This is a genomic window from Citrobacter sp. Cu096 (assembly GCF_030332285.1).
Classification (GTDB): domain Bacteria; phylum Pseudomonadota; class Gammaproteobacteria; order Enterobacterales; family Enterobacteriaceae; genus Citrobacter; species Citrobacter meridianamericanus.
The window spans coordinates 261,776-273,719 of record NZ_JAOWID010000018.1 but is presented as its reverse complement, the minus strand read 5'-3'; the positions used below and the strand labels follow the sequence as shown (position 1 = coordinate 273,719).

The 11,944-nt window shown below is 51.8% G+C and carries 13 protein-coding genes and 1 pseudogene; 6 read left to right on the top strand and 8 right to left on the bottom strand.

What is annotated here, in order from left to right; translation table 11 throughout:
- Nucleotides 1-45 precede the first annotated feature (45 nt).
- The 5 genes and pseudogenes from OGX99_RS02745 to OGX99_RS23845 form a co-directional block, all read left to right on the top strand.
- On the top strand, nucleotides 46-588 hold the full coding sequence (locus OGX99_RS02745; protein WP_187253680.1) for a hypothetical protein: 543 nt from the start codon (nucleotides 46-48) through the stop codon (nucleotides 586-588).
- 289 nt (nucleotides 589-877) lie between these two features.
- On the top strand, nucleotides 878-3,028 hold the full coding sequence (gene btsT, locus OGX99_RS02740; protein ID WP_151216653.1) for a pyruvate/proton symporter BtsT: 2,151 nt from the start codon (nucleotides 878-880) through the stop codon (nucleotides 3,026-3,028).
- Nucleotides 3,029-3,078: 50 nt separating this feature from the next.
- On the top strand, nucleotides 3,079-3,273 hold the full coding sequence (locus tag OGX99_RS02735; protein ID WP_003830038.1) for a YbdD/YjiX family protein: 195 nt from the start codon (nucleotides 3,079-3,081) through the stop codon (nucleotides 3,271-3,273).
- A gap of 12 nt (nucleotides 3,274-3,285) precedes the next feature.
- Complete coding sequence (yjiA, locus tag OGX99_RS02730; protein ID WP_286542610.1) at nucleotides 3,286-4,242, top strand: GTPase; 957 nt, start codon at nucleotides 3,286-3,288, stop codon at nucleotides 4,240-4,242.
- Between the two features lie 303 nt (nucleotides 4,243-4,545).
- Nucleotides 4,546-4,677, top strand: a pseudogene (locus OGX99_RS23845) (SymE family type I addiction module toxin); the annotation flags it as partial.
- An 81-nt stretch (nucleotides 4,678-4,758) separates the two neighbouring features.
- Here the strand turns inward: OGX99_RS23845 and tssD are convergent.
- The 7 genes from tssD to OGX99_RS02695 form a co-directional block, all read right to left on the bottom strand.
- A complete protein-coding gene (gene tssD, locus OGX99_RS02725) occupies nucleotides 4,759-5,250 on the bottom strand; it encodes a type VI secretion system tube protein TssD (RefSeq protein ID WP_061067171.1) in 492 nt (163 codons plus the stop codon).
- Nucleotides 5,251-5,757: a hypothetical protein gene (locus OGX99_RS02720; protein ID WP_252838439.1), complete on the bottom strand. Its 507-nt coding sequence runs from the start codon at nucleotides 5,755-5,757 to the stop codon at nucleotides 5,251-5,253.
- A complete protein-coding gene (locus OGX99_RS02715) occupies nucleotides 5,757-6,119 on the bottom strand; it encodes a tlde1 domain-containing protein (RefSeq protein WP_061067169.1) in 363 nt (120 codons plus the stop codon). The genes OGX99_RS02720 and OGX99_RS02715 overlap by 1 nt, the downstream gene beginning before the upstream one ends.
- Before the next feature lie 278 nt (nucleotides 6,120-6,397).
- Nucleotides 6,398-7,462, bottom strand: coding sequence for a DUF2955 domain-containing protein (locus OGX99_RS02710; protein ID WP_286542605.1), 1,065 nt, complete (start codon nucleotides 7,460-7,462; stop codon nucleotides 6,398-6,400).
- Nucleotides 7,452-8,519 (bottom strand): HlyD family secretion protein, encoded by a 1,068-nt coding sequence (locus OGX99_RS02705; protein WP_286542603.1) that lies wholly within the window; start codon nucleotides 8,517-8,519, stop codon nucleotides 7,452-7,454. Before OGX99_RS02705 ends, OGX99_RS02710 begins: the two co-directional genes overlap by 11 nt.
- Before the next feature lie 6 nt (nucleotides 8,520-8,525).
- Nucleotides 8,526-8,990, bottom strand: coding sequence for a MarR family winged helix-turn-helix transcriptional regulator (locus OGX99_RS02700; RefSeq protein WP_286542592.1), 465 nt, complete (start codon nucleotides 8,988-8,990; stop codon nucleotides 8,526-8,528).
- 146 nt (nucleotides 8,991-9,136) lie between these two features.
- Nucleotides 9,137-9,301, bottom strand: a complete 165-nt coding sequence (locus OGX99_RS02695) for a DUF1127 domain-containing protein (RefSeq protein ID WP_151224510.1) — start codon at nucleotides 9,299-9,301, stop codon at nucleotides 9,137-9,139.
- 177 nt (nucleotides 9,302-9,478) lie between these two features.
- Between OGX99_RS02695 and OGX99_RS02690 the strand changes: the two genes are divergently transcribed.
- Complete coding sequence (locus tag OGX99_RS02690; RefSeq protein ID WP_286542590.1) at nucleotides 9,479-10,891, top strand: aminotransferase-like domain-containing protein; 1,413 nt, start codon at nucleotides 9,479-9,481, stop codon at nucleotides 10,889-10,891.
- Nucleotides 10,892-10,917: 26 nt separating this feature from the next.
- On the opposite strand, the gene OGX99_RS02685 is transcribed toward OGX99_RS02690, so the two are convergent.
- The gene (locus OGX99_RS02685; protein ID WP_187259152.1) at nucleotides 10,918-11,880 is read right to left on the bottom strand and encodes an Rpn family recombination-promoting nuclease/putative transposase; all 963 of its coding nucleotides are present in this window, start codon (nucleotides 11,878-11,880) and stop codon (nucleotides 10,918-10,920) included.
- Nucleotides 11,881-11,944 lie beyond the last annotated feature (64 nt).

The following is an 11,944-nucleotide window of genomic DNA, read 5'->3' as shown; positions in this document are numbered from 1 at the left end:
CGCCTTAGGTGTAGGATTCCCGTTTTTTAAGGAAAGGATGCCTCTATGTTAAATCGCGATTTTGATCACCTATCCACCCTCGCGCACCACTTTTTTGAACGCGAAGATATTCGCCAAAAGCTCAATATCATTGATCAGTACAACATCTCCGGTTGGGAAGTCTGGATGCAGATAGAATTCGCTAATCTGTTGGCTTCGACGGGTCATGAATGGTGGCGTGAACAAACCCTCGCTTGCGATCTGCGAAAAAATCCACAGCGATTGTCTGTGCGTGCAGATTTTTTGTTGCGGAAAAAAGGCTGGACGCTGGACAGCTACATTGCACTTGAACTCAAGCAGAACCAGGATCCGACAAGCTGCGTCAGAAATATGATTGCTGATTTGGTTAAAAGCGCCAAAATCAAACGTTCGGAATTAGCGCTGCGTAGCTTCTGGACGCTGGGAGTAACGCCCCGGATAGATAAAGAGCGCCTCAATGAACTTATTGACTACTATTTGGATGAAAAATATTACCTGACTAAATCACGTAAGAAACATGTGTTGCTCAGAGACATCGAACAAACGCCTTATTGTTATATCGTAATCTGAGTCTCTCAATGAAATGCTCTGTCAGTGGAAAAACACGGCATATCAGCAAGCGGACACTATAATGCCGTGATCTCAATCACAAAAACCCCTTCATTAATCCCAACAGCTTACCGCTCGCTGACACTTGGGACCGCTTAAGCTGACATATAACCGCTCACTTATTTACCTTACTTTACGCGCGTAATTATCTGGCAAGATCCTCGCAACATAGCAGTCAATTTACCTCCTCAAACACAAGATCAAACCCACGCGGCTTCGGCCAATTATTAATTAGATACCAGGTTTTACTATGGATACGAAAAAGATATTCAAGCACATACCCTGGGTGATTCTCGGAATCATCGGTGCATTCTGCCTCTCGGTAGTGGCATTACGTCGGGGTGAGCACATCAGTGCCCTGTGGATCGTGGTCGCCTCAGTTTCTGTTTATCTGGTGGCTTATCGTTACTACAGTTTGTACATCGCCCAAAAGGTGATGAAACTTGACCCGACGCGCGCCACGCCGGCGGTCATCAATAATGATGGTCTGAACTACGTTCCAACCAACCGTAACGTATTGTTTGGTCACCACTTTGCCGCTATCGCAGGTGCCGGTCCGCTGGTTGGACCGGTACTGGCTGCGCAGATGGGCTACCTGCCTGGTACGCTGTGGCTGCTGGCGGGCGTCGTGCTGGCCGGTGCGGTGCAAGACTTCATGGTGCTGTTTATCTCTTCTCGCCGTAACGGCGCATCTCTGGGTGAGATGATCAAAGAAGAGATGGGCCCGGTGCCGGGAACCATTGCGCTGTTCGGTTGCTTCTTAATCATGATCATCATCCTCGCGGTACTGGCGCTGATCGTGGTAAAAGCGCTGGCGGAAAGCCCGTGGGGTGTGTTCACCGTCTGCTCAACCGTACCTATCGCACTGTTCATGGGTATCTACATGCGATTCCTGCGACCAGGACGTGTGGGTGAAGTGTCGGTGATTGGTATTGTGCTGCTGGTTGCCTCCATCTACTTCGGCGGCGTGATTGCGCACGACCCATTCTGGGGCCCGGCGCTGACCTTTAAAGACACCACTATTACCTTTACCCTGATCGGCTACGCGTTTATCTCTGCGCTGCTGCCGGTATGGCTGATCCTCGCTCCGCGCGACTATCTGGCTACCTTCCTGAAAATCGGCGTTATCGTTGGTCTGGCGGTGGGGATTGTTATCCTCAACCCGGAACTGAAAATGCCGGCAATGACCCAGTACGTTGATGGTACTGGCCCGCTGTGGAAAGGCGCTCTGTTCCCGTTCCTGTTCATCACCATCGCGTGTGGTGCGGTATCTGGCTTCCATGCGCTGATCGCCTCCGGTACTACACCGAAGCTGCTGGCTTGTGAAACCGACGCGCGTTTCATTGGTTACGGCGCGATGCTGATGGAGTCCTTCGTGGCGATTATGGCGCTGGTTGCTGCGTCCATCATCGAACCGGGTCTGTACTTCGCAATGAACACCCCGCCTGCGGGTCTTGGCATCACCATGCCGAACCTGCATGAAATGGGTGGCGAGAACGCGCCGCTGATTATGGCGCAGTTGAAAGACGTCACCGCACACGCGGCGGCAACCGTCAGCTCCTGGGGCTTCGTGATTTCGCCTGAGCAGATCCTGCAAACCGCGAAAGACATCGGTGAACCGTCCGTTCTGAACCGCGCAGGTGGCGCACCGACGCTGGCTGTAGGTATCGCCCACGTGTTCCACAAAGTGCTGCCGATGGCTGACATGGGCTTCTGGTACCACTTCGGTATTCTGTTCGAAGCGCTGTTCATCCTGACTGCACTGGATGCGGGTACCCGTTCTGGCCGCTTTATGCTGCAGGATTTACTGGGTAACTTCGTTCCGTTCCTGAAGAAAACCGACTCTCTGGTTGCGGGTATCATTGGTACTGCAGGCTGCGTAGGCCTGTGGGGTTACCTGCTGTATCAAGGCGTGGTTGACCCGCTGGGCGGCGTGAAGAGCCTGTGGCCGCTGTTCGGTATCTCTAACCAGATGCTGGCTGCCGTGGCCCTGGTTCTGGGCACCGTGGTGCTGGTTAAAATGCAGCGTACCAAATATATCTGGGTTACCGTGGTTCCGGCAGTATGGCTGCTGATCTGCACCACCTGGGCGCTGGGTCTGAAACTGTTCAGCACCAACCCGCAGATGGAAGGCTTCTTCTTCATGGCGAATCAGTACAAAGAGAAGATTGCTAACGGCGGCGAACTGACCGCTCAGCAGATTGCCAACATGAACCATATCGTCATCAACAACTACACCAACGCGGGCTTAAGTATTCTGTTCCTGGTGGTGGTGTACAGCATCATTTTCTACGGGTTCCGTACCTGGCAGAAAGCCCGCACCATCAACGGTCGCTCTGATAAAGAGACACCGTATGTACCGGTGCCGGAAGGCGGCGTGAAGACCTCTTCACACCACTAAGATGTAATCAGCCCCGCTCCGGCGGGGCTTTTCGCTTATCAGGATTGTTTATGTTTGGTACTTTAGGGCAAGCTAAAAAATATCTCGGTCAGGCGGCGAAGATGCTGATTGGCATTCCGGACTACGACAACTACGTCGAGCACATGAAGACCAACCATCCCGATAAGCCGTACATGACCTACGAAGAATTCTTCCGCGAGCGCCAGGAAGCCCGCTACGGTAGCGGCGGAAGCAGTTGCTGTTAGAAGGAGAAGTGAATGACCCCGATTGCAGTTACCCTACTCACCGGTTTTCTTGGCGCGGGTAAAACCACCCTGCTACGCCATATTCTCAACGAGCAGCACGGTTACAAGATTGCCGTTATCGAAAACGAATTCGGTGAAGTCTCGGTGGACGATCAGCTGATTGGCGATCGCGCTACGCAGATCAAAACCCTGACCAACGGCTGCATCTGTTGTACCCGTTCCAGCGAACTGGAAGACGCGTTGCTCGATCTGCTCGACAACCTCGACAAAGGCGCCATCAATTTTGACCGTCTGGTGATCGAATGCACCGGCATGGCCGATCCCGGCCCGATTATTCAGACCTTTTTCTCCCATGAAGTAATTTGCGAACGCTACCTGCTGGACGGCGTGATTGCGCTGGTTGACGCGGTGCATGCCGACGAGCAGATGAACCAGTTCACCATCGCCCAGTCGCAGGTCGGCTACGCCGACCGCATCCTGCTGACCAAAACCGACGTAGCCAGTGAAAGCGAAAAGCTGCGTGAACGCCTGGCGCGCATCAACGCCCGCGCCCCGGTGTATACCGTCACGCATGGCGATATCGACCTCTCTCTGCTGTTCGACACCAACGGTTTCATGCTGGAAGAGAACGTGGTCAGCGCCAAACCGCGCTTCCACTTTATTGCCGACAAACAAAACGATATCTCCTCGATCGTCGTCGAGCTGGATTACCCTGTAAACATCAGCGACGTGTCCCGAGTGATGGAAAACCTGCTGCTGGAATCCGCCGAGAAGCTGCTGCGCTACAAAGGCATGCTGTGGATTGAAGGCGAGCCAAACCGCCTGCTGTTCCAGGGCGTCCAGCGCCTGTACAGCGCCGACTGGGACCGGCCGTGGGGCGACGAACAACCACACAGCCAACTGGTGTTTATCGGCATTAACCTGCCGGAAGACGAGATCAGAGCCGCGTTTGCGGGATTGAAGAAGTAGATTTTTTGTAGGCCGGATAAGGCGCAGCCGCCATCCGGCAGAGGATGGTTAACCGTAAAGGCATGAGCTATCGCATCACCGATGCCGGACAAACCAGGCCAGGAAAAGCGCCACCGGCACGAAAAAGCGATCCGTGTTAAGCGTTGCAGAATGTGGATTTACCGCTGTTTGATGAGTTGGAGATTGAGTGAGGGGGGCGAATTTCGCCGCTTTTATCGCTACAATAGCCCCCAAATTTTTCCTGATTGAGTTCATCATGGTCAAAGCACCAACGAAAAAAGCCAAAGCAAAGAAAGGCTTTGAAGACTGCCGGAGCCGGAAGAGCCCGCGTTACTGCAGTCGCTGCGTCGGGTGTGCAAGCTGTCCGCGCGTAAGCAACGGCAGGTGCAGGAGTTTATCGACGTAATTTCGGCGAAGTCGCGCAAGCAGGGATAACTTCTAAGATGCCAGGCGGCGCTCAGGAGTATAAGCGCCGTGTATTGATTGCGTGACATCATTTTATCCAGAGCCATTTACTCAAGACCCTAAGCGATAATCCCAATCATCAGAGTGGACTATATTCCCATCATGATAGTGCCAGGTAATCTTCTTGTAGCGGAACTGAGCAAGTTCAAGATGGGTCTGTTTTTCGTAATAAGGATCTTTAACATCGTGCATCAGTGAAAAAATCGTAACGACTTTCACATCTTCCAGGATTATCGTGAAATAGACCTCTTCCTGACCAGCATCATTTATTCGATAGAGATCAATAGCCGCTTTCCTTAATGTTTCTCCGGTACTTAATGCTTTATACAAAAGCACACTAGAAGCATCAATTTCCTTTTCAATTAAAAATGGACGATGTTGACGTTTACTCAACACCCTTCCATTATGCAAGTCAGAGTTGTAACTCACATTATGATACAAACCTAAAACCTCGATCTGATTTTCACGGTCTTTTACCATCACACTACCTTTGATAACATTACCAGCATCATCGATTAGTGACATATATCCAGGGATAGCCATTTATGAATCCTTATTAAATGGAACAGAATTTTCGACAGTATTGATCATAACCGCAATACACCGTTTCCCTTCTGCCGTTTTGATCTTATACATTTCCCTGATGGAATTAACAAATAGCTTATTCATTTCTTCTTCTGACTCAGGGAAAGAGGCAAATACACATATCTGCTCAATAGTCAGCAATGGTCTCTTATCGTTCAGAATAGCCAAAACACCGGCGGGGTTATGTGGAATGGCTTCAGATACGGCCCCCTGCAAATCTTCCGCAGTGCTAGCATCTACTCCTGATTCCAGAGCACTGGCCACCGTTAACCAGTCATTATTACCTTTGCTAATTTCAGGAATAATATGGTTCCACCATTCTGATTCATTGTCATTATAAAGTGTGTGTACAACAGCATTTGCTCCTTTTTCATTTATCATCTGCAGAAGCTGAGGTGCAGTATGCTCTGCAGCGCAGGAGGCACCCGAAAGCATAAACAGAAAGAAGATAATAATAAATTTCATTATCTTACCACCAAAATTGTATCACCCGAATCGTAAATGGTTTGGCGCTTATCTTGTCCATTCATAATGATACACCCTGCAGATGCCGTTCCAGGTGGCAGCCCTTTTTTATCGCCATGAATTTCGAAATGATCTCTGCCAAAAGTATTGGTCCCTGCAATAGGTTCAAGGATGATAGCGGAGGGGCTTTTGTGATTATTCCATCCCGCAATAAAATAAATACCTCGAGGAATGGGGCCCTTGTTACGTATGTGTTCACAGTTTGGTTTATCCTTTGATTCACCGGCACCACTGTAGCAATAAGCAATTAACTCACCGTTATGGCTCAGTATACCTGTCGATACTTTATATTCCCATGTCATATGATTTTACCCCCTTTAAAATATAATAATCACACTTATCATATTTAATCGTAAAATTAAATTTGTTCATAAGGTCACAATTATTAAAATTCAGAATACTTATAACTCATATATTTTTATTTTTCGAACAAATAACTCTTATTCTGAATAATTAAATAACGGTGAAGCAGCAGGCAATCTGAAATGCCCGGTGACGCGATGTGACCGGGCCTGGAAATAGCGTTTTCTCGTAGGCAGGATAAGGCGTTTACGCCGCCATCCTGCACTCACAACCCCACTCACTCGGTTATCACAAACCGTGTCGCGGCAAAACAGTTCAACACCCGGTGCACCAGAAATACCATCGTTAGCGTTGCCAGCAGCGCGATGGTAACGGAGGTAATACGGTACAGATCGCTGAATACCAGGTCCTGATCCGGGTGCAGGTTCTGGCCAAACATAATGCCGATGGTGGTGATACTGGCAAAGCCGACGCCCGCGCCGACTTTTTCCATTACGTGCAGGCGGGCGCTGAATGCCAGCCCGAGACCGATCAGGGGCATCATCAGCAGCATATGGTTGCTGAAATCATAGATAAGCAGTTGCACCAGCAGAATATACAGACAGGCCAGCACCACGCCGACCACACGCCAGAGAGAGCTCAACACCGCGCCGCGATAGTGCATAGGAAACAGGATCAAAATGCCCGCCATCAGCGCCGACAGCGAATCACTCAAGTCACAGATCTGGAAAACCACAAAAATCATTGTCGCCACCGAACCGGAAAGCAGCGACTCGTGGCGAACCCGGGCGTCATCTTTTTCAATGCGCGGCGGCGGCTGGCGGGGCTCCACGTCCGGGATCAGATAATGCAGCAACGCGCTCAGCGCCACCGCCATGACGCAGGCTTCCATATTGGAGAACATCAGCGTATGCCAGTTGGTGGTGGGATAGCTCATAAAATTGAGCATCGTGCTCTGGCACACCACGCCCATTGAGCCGAACAGAAACAGCGGCCCTTTACTCATCAAACGAAAACGCATCACGTACAGGCCAAATACCACCAGCGTCATAATCAGCGGCCATTGTGAGAGATAGCCGACAATCAGCACCATTTCAACGCAGTTCACCGCCGCGCTGAACACAAACTGTTTTGCCACATGGCGGTTGAACACCGGCACCAGCGATAACAACATCAGCGGATAAACCACAAAGAACACGCCGTACTGCACGTTGTAGAAGGTCGAGATACTCAGCGCTATCGTTCCGGCAACGGCAATACGCAGAGTCTGGCGAAAATCATTGGCGGTGTAGACAATATTCCCGTGCGGCGTAAAGACGTGGGCCAGCGTGTTAATAGACATAATGCAGCCAGCTAACAAGGTGGATCTGCGCCCCGGCAAAAGTGCGGGCGAACATCCCCTCGCTGTTATACAACTGCACCGTGGCGCGCGCCCCGGTCGGTAACGGCGTGTCGAGCGGTTCGTTCAGCGCGACGTGAATACGCATCCGCTGTGCATCGCGCACCCAGCGGGTGGACTGTTCCGGCTGCGACAGCTGGCCATTAACCAGCTCCTGTCCTGCCAGAATACCGGCATCGCTGCTGGTGACGCGGGCAGAGAAAACTTTGCCCGGCATGGCGTCGAACACCACGGCGGCATCGGTATCCACGCGAGTGTGGCGCAGGCTTTTTTCACGAAAGTCGGCCACGATATCAGTCTGGTGGCTGACCAGCGCCAGCAGCGGCGTGGCGGCGGTGGCGTACAGTCCGGGGCTAAGCTGGAGGTTGCTCACCGTGCCATCGGTCTGTGCATACACTTTGCTCCAGCCGAGGTTCAGTTGTGCCTCTTCCAGTGCATTACGGTATTTTTGCAGCGTCACGTTGCGGTTTTCATCGCGCTCGCCGCGTTGGATCAGCAGGTTCTGAATATTGGCATTGAGCGCCGACACCGACTGCTCGCTGGTTTGCCAGGCGGTGCGCACCTTATCGAGATCGGCTTGCGACACGTTCTGCATGGCGCTCAGGCGCTGATAGCGGTCAAAGGTGGTCTTGTCGTTCCGGGCGTTAAATTGCGCGGTGCGCAGATTGGCACGCGCAGAGGCGATCTGCGCATCCAGCTGTTGGTTGCTCAGCTTTGCCTGCTCAAGGGCGATTTGCGCAGCCTCGACCTTATTGATAAATGGCGTCGGATCCAGTTCGTACAGCAAATCGCCCTTTTTCACCTGGCTATTGTTATGTACATGCACCTGCGAGACGTAGCCGGATACGCGTGAGGAAACAGGCGTTACCACGCGCATCACCGTGGAGTCCGGTGTTAGCGGGATCCAGATATCGGCAACGATAAACCAGGCGAATATTACCAGGAAAGCGGCAATACTCACCCTTACCCAACGGGCAAATTTTTGTTCTGGGGTCATCATAGTTTTTTAGTGTTGATTGTCTTCTTCGCGGATTGTCCGCAAATTGCAGGCGAGTTGATTTAAGGTCGAGCTAAAGGCGGCAAGCTCCGCTTCGGGGATGGTACACGTGACACGATGTTGGTAGTTCTCAATCACCCGGTTGAGTTCTTCCAGCCTTGCTCGGCCTTGCGCGGTCAGCGTGAGCAGGCGAATGCGTTTGTCATAAGGCGATGTGGAACGCAGCAGATAGCCGTGCTTTTCCAGCTGTGAGAGAGTGCGCATCAGCGGCGGCAGTTCAATACCCTGCACCTGGGCCAGTTCACTGACCGAGACGTTATCTCCCAGTTGATACAACTGCATCAGTACCGTCCAGCTTGACTGCGTCAGGCCTGTGTCAGTAATAGCTGCATCAATAATAGCCCGCCACTGCCGCACCACCATCGCCATGCGCATTCCCATCGGGCGGCGGGCAAACAGTTCATCTTCAGTCATGCTTATTTCCCCTTCATCACTGAGAAGAAAATAATACTTATCAGAGTAAGTATCAAGAAACACATCATTCAGAAGCATGAATTGATAAATGCCGTGAATACAAAAGAGGCCGGGGCGATAACCCCAGCCTCTGTCGATGAAAGAAATCACTCCACCTGATCGCGTCGCAGCCCGACGTCCCGCAGCCGCTCGTCGCTCATCTGTTGCAATACGCGCCGCGTTTGCGCTCGCAGCCGCCATGCCTTGTATGCCCGCCAGATCTGCACCAACCCAATAAACGGCTGTTTTGCGTGGTTCTCGTGAAATTCCATACCCCACCTCCTCACCTTGTCAGAGGCTTTATCTTCTCGGATTTACTGCCTGACAATACAGATTCAAAAAGTACTTTTATTTAACATACAGATTGATTAAAACAGTATCTGCACACGGTTTTTTCCACCGTTCTGTATTGGTTTATCAATCTGTATGGCAATAACGAGGGATACAGCATGACGCGTTACCAACATCTGGCCACACTGCTGGCCGAACGCATTGAGCAGGGGCTGTATCGCCATGGCGAGAAACTGCCGTCGGTGCGCAGCCTGAGCCAGGAACACGGGGTGAGCATCAGCACCGTGCAGCGGGCGTATCAGATGCTGGAACAGCGGCAGTTGATCACCCCGCAGCCACGTTCGGGCTACTTTGTCGCGCCGCAAAAAGCGCAGCCGCCGGTGCCGCTGATGTCGCGCCCGGTCCAGCGTCCAGTGGAGATAACCCAGTGGGATCAGGTGCTGAGCATGCTGGCAGGTCATGCAGATAAATCGATAATCCCTTTCAGCAGCGGCGTCCCTGATATCAATCAACCCAGCCTGAAACCGCTCTGGCGCGAGTTAAGTCGCGTGGTGCAACACAATTTAGGTGCGGTGCTGGGCTACGACGAACTGGCTGGATGCCGTGAACTGCGCAATCAGATTGCCCGTCTGATGCTGGACGGCGGATCGGTAGTGGCTGCGGATGATATCGTGATCACCAGCGGCAGCCAGAGTGGAATGTCGCTGGCACTATTGTCGGTCTGCCAGCCAGGAGATATCGTCGCCGTAGAATCGCCCGCCTATTACGGCACGATGCAGCTACTGCGCGGCTTAGGGATTAAGGTTATTGAGATCCCAACCGATCCGGATACCGGCATCAGTATTGAAGCACTGGAATTAGCGCTGGATCAGTGGCCCATCAAAGGCGTGATCCTGGTCCCCAACTGCAATAATCCCCTCGGATTTATTATGCCGGATGCACGTAAGCGGGCGGTCCTGGCTCTCGCTCAGCGCCACGATATTGTTATTTTTGAAGACGATGTGTATGGCGAACTGGCAACAGAATACCCGCGCCCGCGCACCATCCACTCCTGGGATATCGACGGTCGGGTGCTGTTGTGCAGTTCGTTTACCAAATCCGTTGCACCGGGTCTGCGCGTGGGTTGGGTTGTTCCTGGCCGCTATCATGACAAACTTCTGCATAAAAAATACGCCGTTATCGGCACCAATGTTCCCGCCACGCAGCTGGCAGCGGCAACCTTTGTGCGCGAAGGCCACTATCATCGCCATGTCCGGCGTATGCGCCAGATTTATCAGCGTAATATGGAAATCTACACCTGCTGGGTGCGCGAATACTTCCCCTGTGGAATCTGCGTTACACGACCAAAAGGTGGCTTTATGCTTTGGGTCGAACTGCCATTGCAGGTTGATATGGTCTGCGTGGCTAAGCAGCTCTGTCGGTTGAAAATACAGGTCGCTCCGGGATCGCTGTTCTCCGCATCCGGAAAGTATCGAAACTGTGTGCGCATCAACTGCGCATTGCCGCCTGATGAGAAGCATCGGGAAGTGATGCAAAAACTCGGAGAAGCAGTGAAGGTGGCGATGGAGTAAATCGGTACGCCCGGTTTCGCCTCTGTCTAGTGGCTTAATCCCTGGATATCCTCAGCAGAAAGTCGGGTAATTCTTTGTACCGTGTTGATATCGATACCGTCTGCCAGCATGGTGCGTGCAATACGGAGCGCCTCAGCTCGCTGCCCCTCAATTAGACCTTCTTGTTTACCTTCTTGTTTACCTTTTTGCTGGCCTTCCTGCTGACCTTCGAGCCACCCTTTTTGAAATCCAGCCTCATGCAATCTGTCCGCAATCGTCATCAAATGCTCCTTATGCTGCGGTGAACGTTCGGCAACCCCACGAATAAACTCCCTGAATCGAGGTGCATCGCCTGTACGCAAAATATAATTAAACAGCGTCTTTATCTGACTGTCATTAGTCAGTCCGGTAACTAACAGAGAAACAATTTGCTCAACCAGTCCCATAAGATCGCGCTGGCGGATATGTTTTTGTATTAGCTCTAGCAACGCCATACGCCGATGTTGCACAATCTCATCGTCCGGAATAACCGTAATATCCACCAGCGGAAATGCCGCAGCATACAACTGACGAGCCAATTTCGGACTGGCAAATTCATCCAGCCAGCACAGCGAGTAGGGATACGGGCTTTTAGCGCCGTGATAAAACAACATCGGCACCACCAGCGGCAACTGCTGATGCCCGGCATCTAAATGCTTCTGCATGGCCGCAACCGCATAGCGCATCAACCTGAATGCCATATGCGCATTCGGTGTACTCTGGTGTTCAATCACGACATAAATATACCCATCCCCATCCGTCGTTTTCACAGACCACAGCACATCGGAATAGTACGCACGTAATTCCTCTTCAATGAAACTGTCTGTCTCGAGTTTCAGCGTCTGAAAATCACAAAGTTCACACAGCGAAGCGGGAAGATGTATTTGGAGAAAATCCCGAGCGGTTTCAGGGTGATGCAAAAACGTTTTAAAGACCGCATCATGCGGCGTGGAAGTCGGTGTTTTGTTCATGGCGATCCGTCACCTGGGAATAAGATGCTGTGACTGTAGCGCCGCAAAACCGCCCCCCTCACCT